We start from the raw sequence: 22023 nt of genomic DNA, 5'->3' as shown, positions 1-22023 counted from the left end.
GAGCGCCGGCCGGCACGGCGCGGATTAGATCCGGCACGACGGGGCAGCGCCCCGCCGATCTCGCGGGGTCAGGCGGCGATCGTCTCAGCGCCCGAGCGTGCCAGTGCCTCGTGGGCTGGGATCGACGTCACGCCGTCCACCATGGCGGCCTTGATCTTCTTGGCGCGGATCAGCCCCCACAGGTGATTGGGGCTGCACCCGAGGAAATCAGCGAAATCGGGGACCGACACGTTCAGCCCGGCGCGCATGCGCTTGAGGGCTCGGGTGCCGTCGCCTGCTCGGCGACCGGTGCGTTCTGGCTCAGCTTCCATTGCGGCCTCACGTCCGATGCACGCGATGTTACGTGCTGTTCGTAAGGTGTAGAGCGGAACGCGACGCATGTCTAGACACGTTGCGTTCACGTACCGATGTGTTACGCAGAGTGCTGCAGCTTGGTAGGTGCTCCATGACGCGAAAAATGTCGGATGCGGAGGCGAAGCGGTCTCCGTTGAACCTGCGCACGACCGCAGAGCTTCGGCGCAAGCTCGATGAGGCGGCTTTGCAGGGAGACCGTTCGATCACGCAGGAAGTCGAGCGTCGGCTTGAGCAGTCCTTCGAGGCAGGGCCTCACCAAAAGCTTGGCGATCCGTTGCCTGGGATTTTCTCGGACGAACTGCGTGCCGTGATGCGGGGCTCGCCGGCGTTCGCGCATCTGATGGAAGCGGTTGCCGACACGCTGTTCAACACGATCAAGGCTGCTAACAGCCGGTCTCGTGATGAAATCGAAGTGCGCACGGCCGCTCGCGCGGCACTTAACTTGGTAGCCGATCGTTTTCTCTGGCGCGGAGAAGACACGGAGACGAAGGTAGAGCCTCCGCTGGCCCCGCTTGGCGCCCGGACGCTTGATTATCCGCCGGCTCATCTTGGGTATGAAATTGCCGCTCAGCGCCTGCTATGGCTTTCCAACTGGCATGAGGACGACGCGGCCAACGATACCGCGGCAAGGCGCATCCGCAATCTCTACAGCGGCGACGGTCGAACGGTGCTGGTGGGCCCGAGCGTCGAAGAAGATGAAGCAAATCGTGAGCGGGCGCAGATCGAGGCAAAAGCGGCGCTCGACCGGGGAGATTTAATCGAGGAAGCGCCTGGAAACCTACATCTCTACAAATCGACGCGATCTGACCCGCCAGTCGCAGAAGGTATCGACGCTCATCCGCGTTCGCTCAAGGACATCATTGATCGTTGATGCCTGCGCACTATTGTCGCAGTTGCTCAACCGCACAATGTTCAGCGTGCCATAAGTGCTGTTTGTGTTCGCGTCAATATTGATGATGTAGCACAAGCTCGTCATCGGGTGTTTGCTCCCTGAGACCGCTATCTCGGGAGCCGCACCGTGCGCCTCGCCAACACTGAGACCCTTCATCTTCGTCTTCCGCCGGATCTCCGGCGCGATCTGGACGCCGCTGCCGGTGATGCACCGCGTGGTCTGTCCAAGGTGGTCCGGCGCGCCTTGATGGCGGGCCTCAAGGTGATCGCCAACGACAGTGACCGCGACCCGCCCCCGCCAGCCGCTCCTGGCGCTCGCCAGCCCTTGCAGGTGGCCGCGTGATGCGCCGCCCGCCCGCCCTCGCCCTGCTCGGCTCAGTTGGGCTTGTCGCCGCCCTGCTGTGGCGCCGCCAGCATCTCCATGCCGTTGATGGCGTTGCGCAGCTCGGCGAACGCCAGGGCGTTGCCCCGCAGGTGCGCGATAGCCACCCGCCGCTGTTTGACGCCGCCCTTCCCGTCTTCGTCCTGGATCAGGGCGGTGAGCGTCACGCGGCCCATGCCGACCATCACGCCGAACACGGGCGCTTCATCGAACACGAGGATGGGAGCCGCAGCGGCGCCTTCGAGTTCGATCGGCGGCGGCTTGGTCTCGGTGCTCATCAACACAGCTCCATCGGTTCGTTTCGCACCGCCGATGTAGCGCGCCAGCCGGCCGTCGCCCCCGACCGCCCGCTGAGCGTCGCCATCCCGAGGGCCGCGTGATGGCCGGCGCCGATCTCCCCGAGGGGTTCGAGCTCGACCAGGCGCCTCCGACCGGCGAGGGCGAGGACCTGACCCTGGACGGAATCCTCCGCGACGCGGGGATAGATCCGCGGGAGGTGCTGCGGCAGAGCCGGCACGAGCGGATGGCTCAGGCCCTGCGCCCGATGGCGAACCCGACCGGTCGCATCGTCGTGGAGTTCGACGACACGCCGGAGAAGGTCGCCACCTGGATCAACGCCAAAACTGGGCGGCCTCTCGGCTATGAGCCGACGTGGATCCGCTGCATCCGCCCGGATCTCAACCGCGGCGCCCTCTTCGTCCTGCACAGCCCGCATCCCGACAACGAGGCCGAGCTGATCGTTCTCGCCGACCCGGGCGTGCTCACGCGCGGGCTGATCGTCGATGTCTGCAAGTGGGCGTTCTTCGGCCTCGGCCTGTGCCGAGTCGTGGTGCGGATCCCGGCTGATCGCCCCGACCTCGCCGACCTCGCGCGCCGTGCCCGGTTCCAGTTCGAGGGCACCGCCCGCCGGTTCTACCGCGGCACCCTGGACGCCCAGGTCTGGGCCATGACCGGCCCTGACTGCCCGTGGCTCACGCCGCGCTCGGCAGCGCCGAAGCCCAAGGCGCAGCCGCTTCCGGCGCCGATGCTCCTGCTCCCGCCCCCTAGCCAGACGGTACACTGATGGGCCTGCTCGACCTCTTCACGGGAGCGGCCAGCCAGACCGCCGCCAAGAACAACCAGTATGCGATCGGCACGGGCGAGACCCAGGCTAATACTACGCTGGGCGATGCGTACAACAGCGCCAACGGGCTGCTGTTTAACAACGCTCTGCCAGCGCTCGGTGCGGGCTACAATGCCGGCATCTCCAGCTTGGGATCGGGCTACGGAAACCAGGCGATCGCCCTGAATGCGGGGTATTCCACCGGCCAGGACGCGCTCAACCAGCAGTACGGCAGCGCCCTCGGCGCCATCGGCGGCGGCTACGGCAGCGCCCTCGGTGCGGTCGGGGGTGGCTATGCCAACGCGCAGAACCTGATCGGGCAGGGCTACGGGAACGCCGCTTCCGACCTGACGAACCAGTATGGCAACGCGGCCGGCGCCATCAACACCAATTACGGCAACGCTGCGAACCAGCTTTCGGCGGGATACAATTCCGCGAAGTCGGATACTGGCGTTCAATACCAGTTGGCTGCGCAGGCCCTCCAGGATCAGTATGGGCAAGCGCGCAGCGACACGACTTCGAACTACGGGCAGGCGCGCACGGATCTGGGCAACCAGTACGGTCAGACGCAGGATTATCTCGAGCAGGCGACGGCTGCCTATAACCCGCTCGTCTCCGGCGGGGCCGGTGCGTACACGAACTACATGAACGCGATCGGCGCGAACGGCGCCGCCGGTTCGCAGGCCGCAGAGCAGAATTTCACAGCGGCGCCAGGGTATCAGTACGCCCTCGACCAGGCACTCGGCTCGGTCCAGCGCAGTGCTGCGGCGCGCGGCGGTCTCGCGGGCGGCAACGCGACCGCCGATATTTTGTCGACTGCCAATGGTTTAGCTTCTCAAGGTTACCAGCAGTACGTCTCAAACCTTCAGAACGGATCGAATTTCTATCAGACCGGCATCCAGGGGCAGGCTTCCGGGCTGACGGCGCAGGGGAATGCTTCCCAGAATTACGGATCCGCGCTGAGCAGCCTCGGCCAGAACGAGGCGGGGGCTCTGTCGGGGATCTCGCAGAACCTGGGCAACCAGCTCTCGTCCGTGAACCAGGGTCTCGGAAACCAACTGGGCAGTTACGATGCGGCTCAGGGGACCGGTCTGGCCGGGATCTCCCAGGCGCAGGGCAACGCGCTCTCGGGCATCAGCCAGAACCTGGGCAACGCCCTGGCGAGCAACGACACCGGGCTCGGTGCGGCGCAGGCCAGTCTCGCCACAGCCGGCGGCAACGCCATGGGCACCCTTTACACCGGGCAGGGCAGCTCTCTCGGATCGCTCTACCAGGGCCTCGGCAACGCCCTGAACACCAACAACGTGGGGCTCGGCACGTCGCTCGGTTCCTCCTACGCGAACCTGGGAACGGGCCAGTCGTCGCTCAATGTCGGCAGCGGAACCGGGACGGCTGGCCTCTACGGCAGCGCCGCCCAGAACCTCGCCGCGCTCGGCGCTGCGCAGTCGGGGGTCATCAACAACGCCACCAACTCGCTGACCCAGAACAACAACAATCTGGCCCAGAGCGAAAATGCGGCCGGGGCAAACATTCTGAGCGGCGGCCTCGGCCTGCTGGGTCTCGGCGTCGGCGGTGCCGGCAGCGCCGCGGGTACGGCGGCGGGTCTCGCTGGGAAGAGTTCAGGCGGGACGCTGGGCGGCGCTCTGTTCTCCGGCATCGGCAGTCTCTTCGGGTGAGGGTGGTATGAGCGGCGGCTTCGGACTCCCGGTCCTCGATATCGCGGGCATGCTCGGCAAGGTCGGCAAGTCCTACTCGGACAACTACCAGGACGCCTATCGGCAGAGCGCGCTCAGCAAGCTCGGCGACGACATCCAGAGCGGAAATTATGCCGGCGCGGCGAGGACGGCGTTCAATGCCGGAGACCCGACGGTCGGCCTCAACCTGCTCAAGCTGGGGCAGGCGCAGGAACAGCAGAAGGCGGCGAGCGCGGGCATTGCCGGCCTGACCAGCATGTACGGCGGCGGGTTCGATACCGCTGGCCCCGTCGGCGCCCCTGGCGCGCCTCGCCAGGCTCCGGTCGGCGGTGTGCCGTCGTTCCTCGACACGGATGGGCCGTCCGGTGGCTACCTGACCGGCCTGTTCAAGCGCGAGAGCGGCAACGATCCGACGGCGCAGGCTTCCGGCTCCTCGGCGCGCGGCCTCGGCCAGTTCACGAAGGGCACTTGGAACAGCGTCGCCCAGCGGTATCCTGACCTCGGCCTGACGCCGGTCACGGGCAACACCGACGGTCGGACCGATCCCGAGCAGATGGTCCGGGCGACCAAGGCGTTCACGGCCGAGAATGAGAGCCTGCTGGCGAAATCCGGCCTGCCGGTGAACGACGCCACCCGGTACAGCATGCACATCTTCGGCTCGGGTGGCGGGCGGCGTTTCGTGGCCGGGACGCTGAACAACCCGGATGTGCCGGCCTCGGCCTACGTGAACCCCGACCAGGTTGCGGCCAACCGCCCGGTGTTCTTCAATCGTGACGGCAGTCCCAAGTCAGCCGGCCAGGTGATGCAGGACTTCTCTCGCAGCTTCGGCGGCGGGGGCCGTGGCGCGCCGCAGACGGCCAGCGCGGATCCATCCTTCGCCGCGCAGATGCCGACTGCGCCGGGGCCGCTCACCCGCGCGCCGGTCTCGGGGCTCAACCCCAACCGACCCGTGCAAGTCGCTGACGACGAGGCCCAGACGCAGGCTCTTGAGGGCCGCATGGGGATGTACCCCTCGAACGTCTACGGGATCGTGCCGCAGGGTGGCGCTCCGGCATCTCGCCCCGTGGCTTCCGCAGATCCGCAGGCGGACCTCCCGGCTCCCAATGCCCAGAACGCGCAGTTTCAGATCCCGCCGGGCTCGCAGCCCATGCCGGGGTCGCTTGCGTCCCTGCCTGCCGGTCTGAGTAGCCCGCAGCCGCGCGCCCCGCTCCAGCCGCAGGGCCCCGCCCTGCCATCCTCGGACAACGAGGCGGTGAACCGACCGCGCGGCGCGCTGGCACCCACGGCCGCGCCTGCGATGCCGCCCGCACCCGCCCCTTCGCTGCCGGGTCCTGGAGCCCCGGCGCCGTCTCGCGTCATGACCATGCCGGGCCAGGACGGCGCCGGCCCGTCGCCGGAGGCTCGTGCGCAGCTCTCCGCGCAGGCGCCGCAGCACCTCGCGCAGGCGGGGCTCCCGCCCCAGGTGGCGGCTCCGATCGGGCAGATGGTGCCGGGGTCCAGTCAGCGAGTGCAGTACCTCATCCGTCTCGGGTCCTTGCCGGGCCTCGATGAGGGTCAGCGCAGCATGGTCTCGACGCTGCTTCACAATGAACTGCAGCAGACCAATCTTCCCGACGACGTGAAACAGTACATGTTCGCCCGCAGCCAGGGTTTCGCCGGCTCGCTGGTCGACTACAAGAACGAGCTGCGGAAGCCGCTGACACCGACCATCGTGGCGCCCGGCAACGCCGCGATCGCGCCGGGCGAGCGGGCTCCGTTCTACGTGAACCCGCGGGCGCCGACGGCGGTCTCTGCCGGAACGACGCTGTACGATACCGCGACCAACCAGCCGGTGTTCACCGCCCCCGCCCGCGAGGGCGCTGACGAAGGCGCGAAGCTCCGGGCGCAGATGGATGCTCGCCGAGAGGCTGCGCCAGGGCTGGGTCTCGTCGAGGGCACGCCGTCTTATCGCTCGTTCGTGGGGGCCGGAAAGATCGGCGCCGATCGCGACATGTCGGCGGGGGACAAGAAGGCGATCGACACGGCCGACAACGCATCGCTGTCCGCGCGAGCATCCATCAACATGCTGGAGCAGGCCAAAGAGCTGTCGGCCAAAGCGTATGCCGGTCCTCTGGCGAGCGAGCGCGGGAGGGCCATGAGCCTGATCCCCGGCAATGAGGCGGGGCAGGCGACGCTTGACCTCGACAACCTCGTCACGACGAACGCTTTGACGAACCTCAAGAGCATTTTCGGCGGCAACCCGACCGAGGGCGAGCGCAAGATCCTCCTCGACGTGGCCGGCTCCTCGAACCTGCCGCATCCCTTGCGCGTGAAAATCTATCAGCGTGCCATCGACGCTGCCGAGCTTCGGCAGCAGCAGAATGAGAGCCGGGCGGCTCAGATCCGGGAGGGCACCTATTACCGCCCTGGTTCAGGCCCTGCGGCCGCGCAGGGTGCCTTGAGCGGCGGCCAGTCCGGCGCTCCGGCGCTGCCGCCTCCGTCGCCCTCGAACCGGCCCGGTGCGGTCTCGCCGGCTGACCGGTTCGGGCAGCTCGTCGGCTCCGGGATGAGCAAGGCGCAGGCTTACCAGCAGCTTCACAGCGAGGGCTACTGACGTGGCGGATCTCGACGAAGATCGCTTGTTTGGCCCTCGCCCCGAGCTAATCGGCCGACCCGCTCTCCAGGTGCATGACATGCTTCGAGGCCCCGAGCAGGATGGCTCGGATACGGTTGCCGTCGGGCATGGCTCGGGCGTCCTGATCGAGGGTGCTGGCAACAGCAGCGAGCGCAGCGGCGCGCTGCTGGAAGGGCATGTGCGCGCATACGGCCTTCGCCAGAAAAGCGCTTGCCCACCAGAACTCCTCCACCGTGAGGTGGGAGGTACGCACGTCTTCGTCGGCCATGGGGCGCTCGCGATCCTGAGGGACGGGCAAGTGTGGGCGGTTACAGGGGCCGGAGTCGAGGTTCTGAAATGAGTGCCGGTCTCGCTTTCGACCCCGCTGAGTTCGCCGCGTTCAAGTCGGGACTAGCCGCGCCCACGCAGGATGCTGCCCCCGCCGGGGATGCTTTCGACCCGGCCGAGTTCCAGGCGTTCAAGGCGACGCGCTCACCCGCTAGCCGGCGTCAGACCAACGACGCGCTGAACCCGTTTACCGCTCGACCGGGCGAGGCCGCGAGCTTCGACCAGCGGTTCGGCAGCGGGCCGATGGCGTCGAACCTGGACACCTCGACGCCGGAGGGCTTGGCCCTGCGCCGCACGGCGGACGAGGCGCTGGTAGGGGCGCCGTCCGCCCTCAATGCCGGCGCTGCTTTCGCCATGCGGGCCGGCAACGCTTTCGGCCTGAACCTCCCGAGGAACGCCGGAGCAGCAATCGCGTCTCTGCCGGGCGTCGGCAACGGGCGTTCCTTCGATGAGAACTACACCCTGGCGAAGGACCAGGAAGACGCCCTGGCGCGCCAATACCCGAAAACCGCCATCGCCGGCACGGTCGCCGGGATCGGGGCAGGAGCGGTCTCGCTGCCGGCTTTCAAGGCTGCAGAAGGAGCGGGGTTCGGAGCGCGGGCCCTCGCTAATTTCGGGACTGGGTTCGGATACGGTGCGGCATCCGAATTCGCGGACAGCAAGGATCTCACGCGCGCGACGATCGCTGCCGGCATCGGTGGTAGTCTCGGAGCAGCCGGTAGCGCCATCATCGATAAGGCCGCGCCCGCGGTCTCGCGCCTGTTCGCCCGCAACGTCCCGTTCCGCACGGCCGACGGGGCCCTGACGGATCAGGCGACTGCCGCTCTGCACGAGGCTGGGATAGACCCCGCTGCGATCACGCCTGAGCTGGCGCGGCACCTGGACACGACGTTCGCGGCCAAGGGGCCGTCGGCAGCGGCGGCGCGCGAGGCGCAGGCGGCCGAATTCGGATTACCGCTGTCTCGTGGGCAGGCGATGCAGGATCCTCGAGCCCTGGCGAAGGAGGGGCGCGCGCTAGCCGGGCAGTCCGGGCCGCGCGCTCAGGACATCGGACAGGACTTCGCGGCGCGGCAGGCCGATGCGCTCGCCGGCACCCGGGATCGGTTTCTCGGTATGGCGGCGGGTGACGCCCCGCGGATCGACAACCCACAGCAGGCGTTCGAGGCCGTGGCGGACCGGGCTCGGCAGGTCGTCCAGTCCGATGCCGAGCGTGCCAGTATCGCGCAGCGGGTGCAGGATGACGCCCTGCGGGCCGTGCGGGGCCGTGGCGATACCGATGCCCTCGACGGGGCGACTGCTGCCTCACAGGGCCTCCGAGACGCCGCCGCGCAGGGCAAGGCTGGATACCGGGCCGCCTATGACGACGTTGCGGCCTATCCGCACCAGTTCGACCCCGGCGCCCTCGACATGCTGGGCAGCCGCGTCCGCAGCCGCCTCGGTGCCGACGTGCCGCTCGACGACAGGCTGACGCCGGCCGCCACCCGGGCGATCGCCGACCTCGACGCGGTGCCGCAGATCTTCAACCTGGCGCCCGGCGAGGGACCGAACCTCCAGCAGGTCGATCAGCTTCGGAAGCGCCTCGGCGCACTGTACGGCTCGACCGCGCAGAACCCGACCGACCGCCGGTCCCTCGGCCGGATCATGGAGGAATTCGACAACCACCTGTCCGACGCTGCGGGGGCAGGCCTCCTGAACCGCCCGGCCCCTAAAGCCGCCAGCGTGGCCGCAGACGGCTTTCCCGGGGCCGCGAGCCTCGACGCACCGTCCGCGCCGTTTCCGGCCGCCGGCGGGGCTCCTATGCGCGTTGGCGAGCCTGAAACTCTGACCCGGTTCCTCGCCCGATCCGGCGGCGTACCGCTGGATGCCGAGGCACGCGCGGCCGACCTCCATCGTCTGTACGTGCCGGGGCAGGGCACGCTCGCCCGCAACGACGCGCCAACCTGGGATCAAATTCGGGTTCGTTTGGCCGAAGAGAACTTCCTGCCGCCGGGCATGGACGGTGCGGCCTCGTCTCGGGACGTCGCCGATTGGGCGCACAACGCGATCCAGGCCGAGCGGGTCGGTGGTCGGCCGACCTTGCGGATGGGTGACGAGGCTCAGACCGGCGCCAGACGGGCCGCCGATACCGTGTCGGATCAGAACGCTGCGCACGCCGACCTCGTGGTCCGGCAGGCTCGGCGTATGGCGATCGATCTTGAGGGCTACGGGATCGGGCCGCGAGACCTTGATCGGACGGCGCTGAACGAAGCGGCCGAGCACATGGTCCTCGGGCGACACACCGACCCGGTGGACGCCTACGAGGCCGCCCTGACTGCGCGAGAGCCTGCATCCGTCGGTCGAGCTACCGATCCGGTCCAGGATATCCCCTTCGACGGGGCGACGGCACGGGCTACGTCCGACGCCCTGCCGATCGGCGACACCGCCCCCCTGGAAGCGATGCAGCGCGCGCGTGGGCTATTCCGCGAGCACCAGCAGACCTTCAAGCCGCGCGGGCCTGGGGATACGGCCGGCGCGAACCTCCGGCGGATCGTGGAGCGAGACGCGAGCCCGAACGAAGTCGCCGCGATGCTGTTCGGCTCGCCCGGCTCGGGTCGGGTGACGGGAGGGCAGATCCAGACCTTGACGCGGTTGCGCGATGCCGTCGGAGCCGACAGCGAGCCGTGGGCAGCCGTGCAGCGGGGCCTTATCGCCCGGCACCTTGGCGGCGAGGGGCGCGACCTTCCAGACCGGCTGCGCTACCTCGTGCGTGGCGAGGGGCGCGGACTGATGAGCTTCCTGTCCCCGGAACAGCGTAGCGGCCTCGGTCAGCTTGAGGTGGCGGCACGACAGTCGCAGGCCGCAAGGCAGCCGCTACCCTCTTGGGCGTCCGACTTGGAGCGCACGGGCTTCGACCCGAATGCGGTCGGCCGGAGCCTGTTCGGCTCCTCGGGGACGATCGGCGCCAAGCCCGGCGCGGTCAGCGAGGCGCGGGCCGCCAAGGCGTTCCTTGGAGCGGACAGTCAGGAATGGTCCGGGCTCCGGCAGGCGGCCGTGCAGCGGCTCATGGATCCGGCGATGCCGGCTACGAAGATGATTGCGGGGCTGCGAGACTTCACGGACGGGGCGGGCAAGGGCGTGGCCACGACCCTATTCAGCCCGGAAGAGTTGGGGCACCTGCGACGGTTCGCAGGCGCCTTGCAGGCCACGGTGCGGCCGGATGGGACGATCAAGACGGGCGCGGCCGGCGAGGCGGGGCGCAAGGCGGTGGCGAAGGCCATGGACCTGATCGCCGGCGCGATCGCGTTCAAGGTGGGCGGCCTGCCCGCGGCGGCTGGCACCTACGGCGCTAAGGTCGGGCAGCGGGCCATCATGGGCGGGATCGGCGCGGCCTCGGCCCGACGATCGTTCGAGGGCGGGGCGCCTCGGCTCTTGGCGCCTCCCCCTATGCTGCCGCTCGGGCAGCTCGCGACGGGTGAGGGCTTGGCGCTGGGTCAGCAGTAGGCGCGGTCCTCAGTCGGCAGTAAAGCCGGCTACGACCCATCCAAGGCCCCAGCACAGTCCGAAAATGGTCGCTGCGACCAGGGCCGACCCGGCAAGCCCTGCCAAGGCCTCTGAAGCCATGGTTGGCCCAAAGGCTGGGGCACCTTCCGCGAGGATCGTTCGAACCTCGGCCTCGGTGGCGCTGTAGGCTGAGCCTGGGCAGCCGTTTTCGGAAAACCGGTATCGCGCCGCCTCGGACCCGTACTGATCCGCAACGAGATGGGCATCGGTCTTCTGGGTCAGGCAGCGGGCCTGCGTGTAGGCGGAAGCCTTGTAGTTCGCGGTGCTGTAGGCGTTCCCCAGCGACAGCGCGGCCCCGACCAGAAAGGCGAGCGCGCCAAGGAAAGCTCCGATGCGCTTGGATCCGCGAAGGATCCTGGCGCCGGACGTGAGCCGGAAAGTCTGGGGGGTGGACATCTGATGTTCGCCGAGGGGCCGAGCACAACCCAAGATGGCGAGCACAGTCACGCTTGTCGAGGTGTCAGGCCCTACGGGCCGATTGGGCCCGAAGCATCTCGGCCTCCTCCCGCCACGCATCCCGCTCGGTCCGCATCGCCTCGACCAGGGCGTGCATGTTCCCGGCGTCGACCGCGGTCTCAACGAGCATATCCTGAGCGGATGCCAGTTGCTCGCGCAGCTCGGCGTTCTCGGCCGCCAGGGTCAGGAGGAGAGCGGCCACGATGTCACTCATCCACTAGCCCACATCAGAACGGCACTCGCTTTTGTGCGCCCTTGCACAGATCGGCGTAGAGATGAACCAGAGCGCGGTCGACCCGGACAGTCCGCTCGGCTTGATCGGGTAGGCCACTGACTACCGACACCCGGTTAGCCTCAATACTGTCTGAGCAGGTCTTGCGGCCGTCGGGCCAAAACTGACACGATACTTCATCTCCGGGGCTGCCTGGGAGGCGCCAGTTCGCGTCAATGATCTGCTCGATCACCACGCCGCCGCGTGTGCCTAGGATCTGCGGGACCTTCTTGATGTCGGCCGGGATGATGCGGTCGAGGTAGAGTTCCCTGTAGATGGCGTCGAGGTTCGGGCTGGGCTTTACCGGGCCAGTGCCCCATTCGGATCGAATCTGGCTCTCGGCCGGCCTATTGCGATCGGTGATCCGGACTATGCATGCGACTGGGTCTATGACGCGAACCTCCCAGTTCAGTCCGTCGACGACGACCACGTTCGGGGCTTCGCGCTTCACCGTCGATTGAGCGCCAGAACGCTGCAGCGTGAGGACGGTCTCCTCCAGCGACTGCGCTGCGGCTGGGGGCGCTGTAACCACCAAAAGAAGAAACAGCGTCATAATCCGCATGATGCCTCCGTTCGCCATATCGTCCGCCCGTATGATGCCACGGCATGGCTCAACCCGCGCTACCACCCGCGCGGATTCTCGCACGGTCTGATCGGTCAGTGTCGCCCGCCGCTCGTCGGCAGCCCTTCTTCGATGCCGTATCCACAACCTGCCTCTGTGGATCTCCCTTATCCGTGGGGTGAATCGGTTTGCACCCTATGCTTGCGGAGGCGGCCGGCCCCGTCGCGCTGAATGCGAAACCGTTTCGCATTTGCCCTCTCCGTCGGAGCCACTGAAGCCACTCACGCGAGATGATGCGGACCACGTTCGGCTCGTTCCTCCGGCCCTGGTGGCGGCGCTCCTGGATGGTCAGTAGGCCGTCACCCTCGGCCAGCCGGATCGCGGCCTGCGCCAGCCGGCGGCAGACGCCCGCCCGGGCGGCGATGGCGTCGACGCACAGTCCACAGGCGCCGTTCCGGACCATCTCGTCCCCCACGATCCGCAGGACCGCGAGCTGCCCGGTGGTGAACCGGGATCCGAGCGCGGGCGGCATCGGGCCGGAGAAGGCCAGTCGGCGGCGGCGCTCGATGGCTACGGATCGCTCAGGAGCCCGCTGGGGGCGCCTCGGCGGGAACAGCGTCACGCGGCCGAGCGGAATGCCGACGGGCGCCACGGACTCACGCACCGCACTCCTGCGAGTGTGCAGCGCTTCGGCCAACCCCTGCGCCTCGTCGTCGGTGACGGTCTCGGCGGCGTGAGCCTGCCAGATGGTGCGCGACAGGCTGTCGAGCTGCGCGAGCGTGCGCGCGCCCTCGATCGCCGACCGCATGGTGGCGTGAAACATCGAACCCGGTCCCTCACGGGCCGCGGCTAGGGTCCAGGCAAAGCCTTCCCGTTGACGGAAACAGGTTCCGTCTTGACTCCCGGGTGGGAGCTATGGCTTGTGGGGGGTGATCAGACCGGCCCCACAAGGCCCCAGGTTTTCGACGGGCTCACCCTTCGCAGGGGTGGGCCCGTTGGCTTTTCAGGGTCTCAGATCCGCAGCGGTTGCTCTCCTGACGGTGGCTGCGACTCGCCTGGGCGGGTGCAGCCGGAACGGTCCATGTCGGCCGGGCGGCACGGTTAAGTCAACGTTGGGGGAGGGGCGCAGGGGCGCTCTACCCAGTAGCTACGCCTGATCGCGCCGCCAGCCCTTCGATCGGGAGGATGAACCTGCCAGTTCGTTGACGGGTGTTCTCACAGCCTAGGCGGTACTCTAAATCGAGGTATTGGCCTTCGCGAGCGTTGTTCCACTCGAACAAGCCGAATGGGCGCAGGACGATGCCAGATCTTATCTCGACTACAGATGAGCTTGTTCCAGGATTTATCACCTGATTGGCGCCGGCATGGAAGCAAAGCCATTCCCCTTCTTGACTTCGCCGATAGTCAAAGCGCGGCTCTGACCGCACGTCGCCGAAGATAGGTCCTTTAAAGTATAAATAAGAGTATTTAGCCGTCACCTCGGATATATTATTGAGTTGAAGGACAAGTTCGGATGTTTGATCACCGGCGCCATTCGTCGAGATAATGTCAAGCCGCCACGCTAGCTGCAAATCAGGGACTGCCACGCGCTTGAACGCATCTTCAATGTCGTAGTGCTCCATTTCAAAGAAACTGTCGCCGGCACGCTTAAAGTATTGCTTTTGCCCACTCGCTTCTGAGCGATGAGGGCGACGCTCTGAACGTTCAACGTAGATCAATAGGTAGCCCGCACCCGGCGCTGATGCCGACGGGATCGTGCAGAGATGAATGCCGTCGTGGCGCGGTTGAATAAGTTGGCCAACGAGAGTTGTGGCTTCAGACAGGAATAGCTCAATCTGAGCTATTGGAGCGGCCGGAGCTTGTGCGCAGTCGATGCCGTCCTGCCCCTTCTCTGCGTTCACGCCCCAGACTAGAAGTCCGCCGGCAGAGTTTGCAAAGCCAGACACGGCCTTAGCTAGGATCTTCTTGTCATTATTGTCAAAGCCGCCCTTCTTGGGATCGCCCTTTTGTTTAAAATCGAGTTGCACGCCTTCCTGCATTCGGTCGGCAATCAGACGCTGGATACCCGGTTCGCCTTCATCGCTCAGTCGGTTAAAAAGTTCGCGCATGTAGCCTCCAGGCTTCTATGCTGGCACGACAGGGGCGGTGGTGTCTCTGCCGCTCCAGTCTGGCTAGCGAGGCGGTCCGCGCAGGATCGCCCGAACCTCCCTGACGTGCTCGGGCTCGGGAACGCCCGGCAGCAGGGCGGCGATAGCCTCGTGGCAGGCGAGCCACTTCCGCATCAGGCGCAGCAGCCGGTCGTCCGAGAAGCCCGCGCCATGGCCGACGAGGGCATGGGCGCGCATGTCGAGCCAGCGCACGCGCGCCACCAGGGCGAGAAACCGGACGGTCTGACGCCAGGACAGGCGCCGCTCAGACGCCGGCCGGATTGGGAGCGCGGTCGGCATCAAGCGCGCTCCCGGTTCAGCAGGTCGAGGAGCGCCACGCCGGCCGCCGCGATGACATTCCCGCGGCCGCGCCACGGCAGGATCTGCGCCTCGGGCAGCAGCTCGGCCGCCACCTCCGGCAGCACGGGCTCGGGCGCCTCGGCCTCGCCGTCCCGGTCGCTGCCCCGCATGTAGACTACCTGCGAGCCGGCGGTGTTCTCCGGGGCGGCCAGGGACGGCTCAGCGTCCCCGCCATCCTCGTGGTCGGCATCGCCGTCCATACGGTCGAGCACGGCGATGATGCGGTCCGCCGCGTCGAGGGCGATCTGTGCCGCTTCCTCTAGGCTGGCGCGGAGTGTGGGTCCGGTCAGCGGCTTCGGGATCTCCGGAGCGGCCGGTTTCGGACGCGGGGTGAAGGTGAGCAGTTCGCCCATGGTGATGGTCTCGGGTCGCGATGAAGGGGAAGCCCGGCGGGATCCGGCCGGGGCGGTACGCACGGCGACAGGAAGAGGCAGGCGGTCAGCCGCCCCACGCCTTGGCGATCTCGGCCCGCAGCTCGGGGGCGTTGTGAAGGCCGCCCTCGCAAAGCAGCTCGTACCGGATCAGCGCCTCAAGCCGGCGATTGCGTTCGGTGTCGGTGAGAGGCGTCTGCTCCTGCATTTCCTTGGCGATGCGGTCGCGGATCCACGCCGCTCGGTTCTGTTCGCGGTCGATCAAACGCCCGGCGGCGTTCGGGGCGCGGAAGGAGCTGTTTGGGCTCTTCTCAAGCCATGGCTCCCCATCCAAATTGAGCCAGTCGTCAGCCGCCTTGACGAAGTTCTCGAAGAGTTTGGCGAGCTGAAGCATCGACAGCCCGGACAGGTCGACCGCGGCAGCCTGCGCCTTGGCCCACGCGCAGTCAGCCTCGAACTCCGACTGTGGCGTGGACGTAGACGCTTCGTCCTCTCCGATCGGCATGCCTTTCCAGTCCACACCCGCCAGCGCACAGCACGCCTCGATCAGCGCGCGAGTGGCCTGCTCCGTCAGATCCTCGTCTTCCCCAAAGTGACTGTCGCGCTCGTACTGGCCCGACAAGAACACCATGACGAGGGTTGCGCGCGCCTTCACGGCGAGGCCGAGCGGCGTCCGCGCCGGCGTGCGCCAGATGGCTTTGCTGATGCGCTCCAGTTCGCTGCCGATCTCGTCAAACAGGTCGCTGGCCTCGCCGATCCCCGGCACGCTCCAGGCGGCTTCGGTGGCTCGCGTGACCGATCCTCCGTGCGCCTTGGCCCTCTCGCGTGCCTGGGCGACATGCTTCTGAGCAGCCCAATAAGCAGGTGCGGCGGCACGCCAGCGGGCATGCACGGCGTCGAGGTCCATACCGAGCACTAGGATCTCGGCATCGCCGTTCGGGGAAGCGGACTCGAACACAGCAAGGCGCAGCTCGCGGCGGACGCGGTTGCGCTTCGCTTCCGTGGCGTCTGGCCCGACCTTGCGGGCGTACTCGGCCAGCGCGATCCGGTGCAGGCGCTCCAGCTCCAGGCGTAAGCCCTCCCGGACGATGACGAAGCACTGCGGGTCATCCGCTGGGTAGGCCATGAACCCCGGCGGTGGGCTGTGCCAGTCGGTCGGATCGGCCGGAGACGTCAGAGCCGTGCTGCTGGACAGATTGGCGATCTCGCGCAGGACCACGCGCGTCAGCCGCCTATCGACGGTCAGCTTGGCTTCGTCTTCCGCCGCGTCCCCGATGGTATGCGCCATGATGTCGTGAAGCACGAGGCGCGCCTTCGCCTGCACGTCCGCCATGCTTCGGGAGGGCTCGTTGATCGCCCGCAGAAACACAGCGTTGTAGTCGTCCAGCGCAACGTCGAGCTGTTCGTCGCCCCAGTCATTGGCCTGGCTCAACGACGGGATGGCGTTCCAGTCGATCGCGGCTTGGTCGCATGCCTGGGCGAGGGGCGCGCGCTGAACGGGGGCCGCGTCGGGAACGACCGGCTTGAACGCGGCGGTGCGGCTCGCCGTGGCGGCGGCGCGCTCCTTGAGGGCCTGGTGGGACGGGTCTCGGCGGAACAGGCTGGACAGCTTGAGAGAGGGCACGGGCGGCCTCCGGGGATCACAGGATGACAGGAGACGCGGCAGGGTGGCGCCGCGCGGTGGCGGCGTCAGGCGGCGTGTTCGGCCTTGGCTTGGGCGATGGCCCATGCCGGTAGGGAGCCGGCACCGGTGTAGATGGCTTCGTCCCGGTCCTCGTGGTCCGGCTCATCGCCGAAGCCCACGAAGCCATCGGGAAGAGGGGTGCCGGTGAGCGCTAGAACGGCACGCGTCAGCCCGACCGCGGCGGTGATGGCCGGGTCATCGTTGGTGTATTCGGCCTCTGCCAGGATCGCAGCGGCCAGCGCCGCGAGAGCGAGACCCTCAGTGGTGGCGGGTGGCGACAGGGCGAGAACTTCCCGGGCTGTGAGCCAGAGGCGTTGCCCAACAAGATCCGCGGCGCGCTCCTCGACGGTGCCGAACCCCGCGGTATTGCTGATCGGGCGCCGGGCTCGGTCCTCGGCATAGGCGGCCAGCAGGCGGGCGCGGTGCTCGGCGCGCTCGGAGGGGCGCACAGGCATCGGTGCGGGCGGTAAGGCGCGGCCGGGAATGAGCACGGCGACTTCGCGTAGGACCGTCACCATCGCGCGGTCGTCGGCGGTGTCGCTCAAGCTCAGCACCTCGCCGTCGCTGGCGATGAGGATGCGGGCTTTGGCCGCGAGGTCATCGAGGCCGACCGCGGGCTCGTCGGCGACCCGCCACAGCACGTCGTCGATCTTGCTTAGCTCAGCCTCTAACCGGTCGTCCGGCCAGTGGTCGTCCGGGGCTGCGGTGTCGTTGATCCAAGCCAGATGAGCCACAGCAGCATCACATGCGCGGGCGAGGTCGGATGAGGCGGCCGATGCCGCGGTGGCGGCGAGCGCCGGTAGCGAGACGGAGGCGGCCACCGTGCTGGCGACGACGGTCCGGCGGGTCTGGCCGGTTAGGCTGCCGTGCAGCTCGGCCGAACGCTTATGCAGGGCGGTGACGGGGCTACGGCGGATCAGGTTCTTTAGAGAGGCACGGAAGGACATCGCGGGATCCTCGAGGAGAGTGGCGCGGGCGACCGGCCCGCTCGGGGTGCGAGTCGGGTCAGAGCAGGGTGGCGAGGCCGGTCAGGACCATGCCGCCACCGATGATCGCGAAGGCGGCCAGCAGCTCGGCGCCGACGTCGAGGAAGCGCAGGGACCGGCTGTGCGACGTGTCGGGGCGGACAGGCGTCACGGCTTCCCACGGCTCGATCTCGCCCGGGATCGGCTCGTCGGGCAGGTTGCGATAGCGGCGATCGACGGGGAGCTGACGGCGGGCGGGGGCGCGCGGCGCGGTGGCGCGCCGGACCGGGGCGGGCTGCGAGAAATCGGGGATGCGGACGGCGTGGGCTTGCTGCTGCTGGCACTGCTGCGGGATCATCATGGCGACGGCAGCGGGGGTAGGCAGGCGCATCGCGGCGAACTGCGCGACGCTCATCTCACCGCAATCGAGATCCGCCGTTGCGGTGAGGTCGGCCGCCTCGCACTCGGGATGGGTCGGGTATATCGGCTGCAGGTCGTAGGACGGGGCCCGCTGAGCATCGAAACCGGCGCGCTCACACTCACCCACGAACCAAGCGGCGGCCCTTTCGGCGCCCGCCATGTCGAAGTCGGTCACGCCGAACGGGGCTTCGCAGGTGAACGACGGGCACACCCGCAGCGACATGCCGTCGTCGGCCATGGCGTCGAAGGCGGTCTGATAGAACGGCCGGTCGCGGTAGGCGAAGAAGGCGCCATCCTGCTCGAAGTAGATGGTCTGGGCGGCGGCGGCAGCGATAAGGGCACAGGTCATCGTTCGGGCTCCAGAGGGCTCGCGTGGGTCGGCTTGGCGGTGAGGGGAGGCGCCGGGGCGGATCAGCCCGGCGCGGTCAGGGGATCAGTGAGCGGCGGCGCGGCGGGCGGCCTTGGCGACCTGCCAGGCGGCCTTGAGGGCGGAGGACATCGCCTCGCGGCGGGAGACGCCGCAGCGCTCCTGAATGCCGGTGGCAGCCTTGCAGGCGGCGGCCATGATCGCCGCGCGGTCGTACTGGCCGGCGGCGGCGAGGGGACGGGTGCGAGCGCCGAACTGGATCAGGGCGCGGGCGCTGAGCAGGCCGGCGGGGATTACCGGCTTGCTGTCGTGCAGGCTGCGGGAAAGGCGGGTCCAGGAGACGGTGCGGTGGGGCATTGCAAACCCGGTCTACTAGGTCTAATTCCTAGTCAGGTATGAGCCCTTCCGCTCGTGCCGTCAATAGTCTACTATGAAAAAATCCTAGTCAGGCAGGATCGAAGCAGCGATGTTGACCACGGGGAACCAACTGCGGGCGGCTCGCGCGCTCGTCGGGATGGATCAAGGGACGCTGGCGGACCGGGCGGGGGTGAATATCAACACGATCGGCGCAATGGAAAAGCGGGGCGCGGCCGGTCTCGTGAGCGGTCTCGACAAGGTGCAGGCCGTGATGCGCGTTCTTGAGACCGAAGGCGTTGAGTTCCTGAACCACGGCGAGCCGGGCGTGAAGCTACGGCGGAAGGCTGAACCGTGAGCCCGCGCTGGAGCCGCATCGGCGGCACGGTCTCGATGGCGGGCTTCACCGCGATCGTCACGGCCCTGGCAATCATCGGGCTCGCGGGGTTAGTGCCGTGATCGCCGGCCTGGAGTTCATCACCGAGAACGGCGGCGGGGCCGGGATCCGGTTCCGGGAGCGGAAGGGGTAGGCACTAGTCCGCAGCTTCGCGCAGCTAAACGCCCGATGCAGGCTCTGCGGGGTGCTCGCGCCCCACATGGCGACCTGCGGCCACAGGGCAAAGGCGCAAAAATCGTTAACTGCGCCTATGAGCTACGTGATTTTCGTGACTAATTGTGCGTAACCTCCTCTTGACTCAGGGCGAGGTGGCGTCAATTATCGGTGGTAATAACACCCCCCACGCCTCTCCATGGAAGCGCCTCAGGGGGGTTTCTTTTTGTCTAAAATAGATTTTTTAAAACCAGCGATTACACTAGACGCGCAGCTTGATCTACTTAAACAGCGCGGCTTAGAAATCACAGACGCAGAAAAAGCAAAATACTTTCTGCAGTTTATCGGATACTATCGGCTTTCAGGATATTACAGATATTATACTGATCCAGCCGACCCTAAGCGGGAGCGTTTTGCCCCTGGCATATCATTCGAGCAGTTGGTTGAAGTCTACAATTTTGACCGTCGCCTAAGAGCGTTATTCACCCGAGCGTTCGAACGGGTCGAGGTAGCAGTGAAAGCTACCCTGTCCGATGCCGGCGCGCAGGTCCACGGGCCGTTTTGGTTGTGCGAGCCGTCGAACTTCGATCGCGGCTCTCACCGTTCGATCATTGAGGTTCTTGATAGCTGCGTTGGTAATAGAAACCTGCCACATCAGCATATTTTTATAAACCAGTTTATGAATAAATATTCCCAGCCATACCCGCCGTCTTGGATGATGACTGAAATCATGTCTTTTGGCTCAATATCAAAGATATACAAATATTCAAAAGGCAGCATACGACAAGCTGTATCGTCAAAGTTTAATTTGCAGCATGACGTTATGGAAAGCTGGCTTCATTCTTTATCGTTTGCTAGAAATGTTTGTGCACACCACAATCGTATTTGGAACAGAGTTTTCACTATCAAGCCGAAGGTCCCACGCGTTTATGCACCACATTGGCCCACCTATGGACAAGATAGACTTTTCGCCATCTGTGGAATGACCTGGCATTTAACAAATTTGATCGATAGCTCGTCTCCATGGGCTTCGCGCCTCGAACAACTGATTGACGGACGCCCCAGCGTACCGCTGCAAGCAATGGGGTTTCCCGACAACTGGCGCGAGATGCCGCCTTGGAACATTCATTGACGCTCAAATCCTGACAAGCGATCTGCCAAGAGACCGTTCACCCTCTCTCAACCCCAAGCAGTCATCCTGCCGGAACGCCGGTGAGATTGACGACCTCCCCCGCCAGCCCGTGATCAGATTGGGCGGCGGGGCCGAGCTGGAAGTCAGGTAAGTGCCTGCGGATGAGACAATGGTGCGCCGGAGAACGTCTCCGGCTTGGGCGGGCAGCCACCGTGTGCTCTCCGGCGCGTGATCGTCTTGCCGAAGCCGAGACCGCTGTAGGAGCCGTTGATCGACGCGCGTCCATTGCAAGCCGGGCAGCACTGCACGGCCAGAGCATAGCGGCTTACCGCCTCATCGAGGCTGACCGGGCGCCAGTCTCCTTCGATCTTCACGTCGCAGATTTGAGAGGATGACTCGTAGGTCGGAGACGGGCTCGTCACGTCGAAGTGGCCTCGGTGTCGCTGTCCTCCACGTCTAGAACGGTGTCGCTGAACGGCACCGTGAGTACTGAGTGTCCCGCCGTGTCCACGATCTCGAAGGTGCAGGTGAACCAGTCCCGCACGCTGTACGAGCGTGTACGCGCGATCAGATCCCGCGCCGCCTCCAGCGCTCGTGACCGCGCCGCGTCCAGATCGGGTAGCTCCTCGCCCTCCGGATCGATCGCCAGCTTGTCCCGGCCGTAGCGCAGGTTGAGGAAGTAGCGCGGCATCAGGCACCCTCGATCAACCGCGCGTACTCGGCCTCGGGCGGGCCGTAGCTGCCATCGGCCACCGTCTCCAGAAGCTCGCGGTCGAGCACCGTGATGCGCCCGCGCCGAGCCTGGATGCAGCGGCCGCCTTCCAGGTTCTGCAACGCCAGCGTCACGCCAGAGCGCTGAACGCCGAGCATCATCGATAGGAACTCGTGCTTGACCCGCAGTTCGTCGCCGTCCACCCGGTCGTGGCACATCAGTAGCCAGCGCGCGAGGCGGGTCTCGATCGTGTAGGTGGCGTTGACGTAGGCGGTCTGGCGCACCTGCACGAACTCCACCTGCACGTACCGCAGCAGAAGCCGAAGCAACGAGCGGCTCTCCTCGACCGCCGCGCTCAGCACGTCCGCGTCGATGCGGTATCCCTCGCCGGGTAGCTGCATGTACTGGTCATTCGGGATGCGGTCGCCGCCGGTCAGCACCGGCACGGCACCGGACACACCTTCGCGGCCGACGATGCCGATCTCGACCCTACCCAACGAGCCCTCGGTGGTGATCGATGATATGCCGCTCTCGATGAAGTAGAGGTGCTCCACCGGCTGGCTGGCTTCGATCAACATGTGTTGTAGTGGCAGTTCCACGAGATGCAGGTGTGGAGCGAGCCGGGTGAAATCCTCATCCGACAGCATCTTCAGGAGACGGTTGCTGATACTCGACCGTTGAGGCTGGTCCACGGCTCTTTCCTACGTCGAGGCAAGAGCACGGTCGCGTCTCCCAGCCGCCCACGCCCCGAACAGTGTGCAAACGGTG

At 66.7% G+C, this 22023-nt stretch carries 25 protein-coding genes; 8 read left to right on the top strand and 17 right to left on the bottom strand.

Annotated features, from left to right (window positions below; translation table 11 throughout):
• Window positions 1-68: 68 nt before the first annotated feature.
• Window positions 69-248, bottom strand: coding sequence for a hypothetical protein (locus tag AC3IF1_RS30220; protein WP_489220783.1), 180 nt, complete (start codon window positions 246-248; stop codon window positions 69-71).
• A gap of 239 nt (window positions 249-487) precedes the next feature.
• Here AC3IF1_RS30220 and AC3IF1_RS30215 point away from each other — a divergent pair, with 239 nt between their 5' ends.
• Window positions 488-1225, top strand: coding sequence for a hypothetical protein (locus AC3IF1_RS30215; RefSeq protein WP_489220782.1), 738 nt, complete (start codon window positions 488-490; stop codon window positions 1223-1225).
• A 147-nt stretch (window positions 1226-1372) separates the two neighbouring features.
• On the top strand, window positions 1373-1588 hold the full coding sequence (locus AC3IF1_RS30210) for a hypothetical protein (RefSeq protein ID WP_489220781.1): 216 nt from the start codon (window positions 1373-1375) through the stop codon (window positions 1586-1588).
• Between the two features lie 32 nt (window positions 1589-1620).
• Here the strand turns inward: AC3IF1_RS30210 and AC3IF1_RS30205 are convergent, their stop codons facing one another.
• Window positions 1621-1905: a hypothetical protein gene (locus AC3IF1_RS30205; RefSeq protein ID WP_489220780.1), complete on the bottom strand. Its 285-nt coding sequence runs from the start codon at window positions 1903-1905 to the stop codon at window positions 1621-1623.
• Between the two features lie 101 nt (window positions 1906-2006).
• On the opposite strand from AC3IF1_RS30205, the gene AC3IF1_RS30200 reads away from it, so the two are divergent.
• Genes AC3IF1_RS30200 through AC3IF1_RS30190 form a run of 3 tightly spaced genes read left to right on the top strand, consistent with a single transcriptional unit; the run spans window position 2007 to window position 7016 of the window.
• A complete protein-coding gene (locus tag AC3IF1_RS30200; RefSeq protein WP_489220779.1) occupies window positions 2007-2690 on the top strand; it encodes a hypothetical protein in 684 nt (227 codons plus the stop codon).
• Entirely contained in the window at window positions 2690-4405 is a 1716-nt protein-coding gene (locus tag AC3IF1_RS30195) for a beta strand repeat-containing protein (RefSeq protein ID WP_489220778.1), read from the top strand. The genes AC3IF1_RS30200 and AC3IF1_RS30195 overlap by 1 nt, the downstream gene beginning before the upstream one ends.
• A gap of 7 nt (window positions 4406-4412) precedes the next feature.
• A complete protein-coding gene (locus AC3IF1_RS30190; RefSeq protein ID WP_489220777.1) occupies window positions 4413-7016 on the top strand; it encodes a hypothetical protein in 2604 nt (867 codons plus the stop codon).
• A 46-nt stretch (window positions 7017-7062) separates the two neighbouring features.
• Here AC3IF1_RS30190 and AC3IF1_RS30185 read toward each other — a convergent pair whose 3' ends face one another.
• The gene (locus AC3IF1_RS30185; protein ID WP_243964563.1) at window positions 7063-7305 is read right to left on the bottom strand and encodes a hypothetical protein; all 243 of its coding nucleotides are present in this window, start codon (window positions 7303-7305) and stop codon (window positions 7063-7065) included.
• Window positions 7306-7373: 68 nt separating this feature from the next.
• Here AC3IF1_RS30185 and AC3IF1_RS30180 point away from each other — a divergent pair, with 68 nt between their 5' ends.
• Complete coding sequence (locus AC3IF1_RS30180) at window positions 7374-10844, top strand: hypothetical protein (RefSeq protein WP_489220776.1); 3471 nt, start codon at window positions 7374-7376, stop codon at window positions 10842-10844.
• Window positions 10845-10853: 9 nt separating this feature from the next.
• Here the strand turns inward: AC3IF1_RS30180 and AC3IF1_RS30175 are convergent, their stop codons facing one another.
• The 11 genes from AC3IF1_RS30175 to AC3IF1_RS30125 form a co-directional block, all read right to left on the bottom strand.
• Entirely contained in the window at window positions 10854-11300 is a 447-nt protein-coding gene (locus AC3IF1_RS30175) for a hypothetical protein (protein WP_489220775.1), read from the bottom strand.
• 64 nt (window positions 11301-11364) lie between these two features.
• Entirely contained in the window at window positions 11365-11562 is a 198-nt protein-coding gene (locus AC3IF1_RS30170) for a hypothetical protein (protein WP_489220774.1), read from the bottom strand.
• Between the two features lie 25 nt (window positions 11563-11587).
• Entirely contained in the window at window positions 11588-12193 is a 606-nt protein-coding gene (locus AC3IF1_RS30165; protein WP_489220773.1) for a hypothetical protein, read from the bottom strand.
• Between the two features lie 49 nt (window positions 12194-12242).
• Window positions 12243-13016, bottom strand: coding sequence for a hypothetical protein (locus tag AC3IF1_RS30160; RefSeq protein WP_489220772.1), 774 nt, complete (start codon window positions 13014-13016; stop codon window positions 12243-12245).
• Window positions 13017-13329: 313 nt separating this feature from the next.
• Window positions 13330-14301 (bottom strand): AlbA family DNA-binding domain-containing protein, encoded by a 972-nt coding sequence (locus AC3IF1_RS30155; RefSeq protein ID WP_489220771.1) that lies wholly within the window; start codon window positions 14299-14301, stop codon window positions 13330-13332.
• Between the two features lie 63 nt (window positions 14302-14364).
• Window positions 14365-14640 (bottom strand): hypothetical protein, encoded by a 276-nt coding sequence (locus tag AC3IF1_RS30150; RefSeq protein ID WP_489220770.1) that lies wholly within the window; start codon window positions 14638-14640, stop codon window positions 14365-14367.
• Window positions 14640-15053, bottom strand: a complete 414-nt coding sequence (locus AC3IF1_RS30145) for a hypothetical protein (RefSeq protein ID WP_489220769.1) — start codon at window positions 15051-15053, stop codon at window positions 14640-14642. The genes AC3IF1_RS30150 and AC3IF1_RS30145 overlap by 1 nt, the downstream gene beginning before the upstream one ends.
• A gap of 85 nt (window positions 15054-15138) precedes the next feature.
• Window positions 15139-16695, bottom strand: a complete 1557-nt coding sequence (locus AC3IF1_RS30140; RefSeq protein WP_489220768.1) for a hypothetical protein — start codon at window positions 16693-16695, stop codon at window positions 15139-15141.
• A gap of 65 nt (window positions 16696-16760) precedes the next feature.
• Window positions 16761-17702, bottom strand: coding sequence for a hypothetical protein (locus AC3IF1_RS30135; RefSeq protein ID WP_489220767.1), 942 nt, complete (start codon window positions 17700-17702; stop codon window positions 16761-16763).
• 58 nt (window positions 17703-17760) lie between these two features.
• Window positions 17761-18489 (bottom strand): hypothetical protein, encoded by a 729-nt coding sequence (locus AC3IF1_RS30130; RefSeq protein ID WP_489220766.1) that lies wholly within the window; start codon window positions 18487-18489, stop codon window positions 17761-17763.
• A gap of 84 nt (window positions 18490-18573) precedes the next feature.
• Window positions 18574-18864 carry a hypothetical protein gene (locus AC3IF1_RS30125; RefSeq protein WP_489220765.1) on the bottom strand — a complete coding sequence of 97 codons (291 nt, stop codon included), beginning with the start codon at window positions 18862-18864 and terminating at the stop codon, window positions 18574-18576.
• Window positions 18865-18973: 109 nt separating this feature from the next.
• Here AC3IF1_RS30125 and AC3IF1_RS30120 point away from each other — a divergent pair, with 109 nt between their 5' ends.
• Both AC3IF1_RS30120 and AC3IF1_RS30115 read left to right on the top strand, forming a co-directional pair.
• Complete coding sequence (locus AC3IF1_RS30120; RefSeq protein ID WP_489220764.1) at window positions 18974-19219, top strand: helix-turn-helix domain-containing protein; 246 nt, start codon at window positions 18974-18976, stop codon at window positions 19217-19219.
• A gap of 391 nt (window positions 19220-19610) precedes the next feature.
• Complete coding sequence (locus tag AC3IF1_RS30115) at window positions 19611-20543, top strand: Abi family protein (protein WP_489220763.1); 933 nt, start codon at window positions 19611-19613, stop codon at window positions 20541-20543.
• A gap of 143 nt (window positions 20544-20686) precedes the next feature.
• Here the strand turns inward: AC3IF1_RS30115 and AC3IF1_RS30110 are convergent, their stop codons facing one another.
• The 3 genes from AC3IF1_RS30110 to AC3IF1_RS30100 are packed head-to-tail and all read right to left on the bottom strand — an operon-like array spanning window position 20687 to window position 21947.
• Complete coding sequence (locus tag AC3IF1_RS30110; protein ID WP_489220762.1) at window positions 20687-20965, bottom strand: hypothetical protein; 279 nt, start codon at window positions 20963-20965, stop codon at window positions 20687-20689.
• A complete protein-coding gene (locus AC3IF1_RS30105; RefSeq protein WP_489220761.1) occupies window positions 20962-21234 on the bottom strand; it encodes a DUF6894 family protein in 273 nt (90 codons plus the stop codon). Before AC3IF1_RS30105 ends, AC3IF1_RS30110 begins: the two co-directional genes overlap by 4 nt.
• Window positions 21234-21947: a Crp/Fnr family transcriptional regulator gene (locus AC3IF1_RS30100; RefSeq protein WP_489220760.1), complete on the bottom strand. Its 714-nt coding sequence runs from the start codon at window positions 21945-21947 to the stop codon at window positions 21234-21236. Before AC3IF1_RS30100 ends, AC3IF1_RS30105 begins: the two co-directional genes overlap by 1 nt.
• Window positions 21948-22023 lie beyond the last annotated feature (76 nt).

This window comes from Methylobacterium sp. E-012, assembly GCF_057836545.1.
Note: the sequence above shows the minus strand (reverse complement) of the source record. Positions and strands in the feature narration are given on the sequence as shown.

What these genes read in the sequence shown, in the direction of transcription:
- AC3IF1_RS30220 (WP_489220783.1), bottom strand. Translation starts at nt 248, where the DNA reads ATGCGCGCCGGGCTGAACGTGTCGGTCCCCGATTTCGCTGATTTCCTC.
- AC3IF1_RS30205 (WP_489220780.1), bottom strand. Translation starts at nt 1,905, where the DNA reads ATGAGCACCGAGACCAAGCCGCCGCCGATCGAACTCGAAGGCGCCGCT.
- AC3IF1_RS30200 (WP_489220779.1), top strand. Translation starts at nt 2,007, where the DNA reads ATGGCCGGCGCCGATCTCCCCGAGGGGTTCGAGCTCGACCAGGCGCCT.
- AC3IF1_RS30195 (WP_489220778.1), top strand. Translation starts at nt 2,690, where the DNA reads ATGGGCCTGCTCGACCTCTTCACGGGAGCGGCCAGCCAGACCGCCGCC.
- AC3IF1_RS30190 (WP_489220777.1), top strand. Translation starts at nt 4,413, where the DNA reads ATGAGCGGCGGCTTCGGACTCCCGGTCCTCGATATCGCGGGCATGCTC.
- AC3IF1_RS30185 (WP_243964563.1), bottom strand. Translation starts at nt 7,305, where the DNA reads ATGGCCGACGAAGACGTGCGTACCTCCCACCTCACGGTGGAGGAGTTC.
- AC3IF1_RS30180 (WP_489220776.1), top strand. Translation starts at nt 7,374, where the DNA reads ATGAGTGCCGGTCTCGCTTTCGACCCCGCTGAGTTCGCCGCGTTCAAG.
- AC3IF1_RS30175 (WP_489220775.1), bottom strand. Translation starts at nt 11,300, where the DNA reads ATGTCCACCCCCCAGACTTTCCGGCTCACGTCCGGCGCCAGGATCCTT.
- AC3IF1_RS30165 (WP_489220773.1), bottom strand. Translation starts at nt 12,193, where the DNA reads ATGCGGATTATGACGCTGTTTCTTCTTTTGGTGGTTACAGCGCCCCCA.
- AC3IF1_RS30160 (WP_489220772.1), bottom strand. Translation starts at nt 13,016, where the DNA reads ATGTTTCACGCCACCATGCGGTCGGCGATCGAGGGCGCGCGCACGCTC.
- AC3IF1_RS30155 (WP_489220771.1), bottom strand. Translation starts at nt 14,301, where the DNA reads ATGCGCGAACTTTTTAACCGACTGAGCGATGAAGGCGAACCGGGTATC.
- AC3IF1_RS30150 (WP_489220770.1), bottom strand. Translation starts at nt 14,640, where the DNA reads ATGCCGACCGCGCTCCCAATCCGGCCGGCGTCTGAGCGGCGCCTGTCC.
- AC3IF1_RS30145 (WP_489220769.1), bottom strand. Translation starts at nt 15,053, where the DNA reads ATGGGCGAACTGCTCACCTTCACCCCGCGTCCGAAACCGGCCGCTCCG.
- AC3IF1_RS30135 (WP_489220767.1), bottom strand. Translation starts at nt 17,702, where the DNA reads ATGTCCTTCCGTGCCTCTCTAAAGAACCTGATCCGCCGTAGCCCCGTC.
- AC3IF1_RS30130 (WP_489220766.1), bottom strand. Translation starts at nt 18,489, where the DNA reads ATGACCTGTGCCCTTATCGCTGCCGCCGCCGCCCAGACCATCTACTTC.
- AC3IF1_RS30125 (WP_489220765.1), bottom strand. Translation starts at nt 18,864, where the DNA reads ATGCCCCACCGCACCGTCTCCTGGACCCGCCTTTCCCGCAGCCTGCAC.
- AC3IF1_RS30120 (WP_489220764.1), top strand. Translation starts at nt 18,974, where the DNA reads ATGTTGACCACGGGGAACCAACTGCGGGCGGCTCGCGCGCTCGTCGGG.
- AC3IF1_RS30115 (WP_489220763.1), top strand. Translation starts at nt 19,611, where the DNA reads ATGGAAGCGCCTCAGGGGGGTTTCTTTTTGTCTAAAATAGATTTTTTA.
- AC3IF1_RS30105 (WP_489220761.1), bottom strand. Translation starts at nt 21,234, where the DNA reads ATGCCGCGCTACTTCCTCAACCTGCGCTACGGCCGGGACAAGCTGGCG.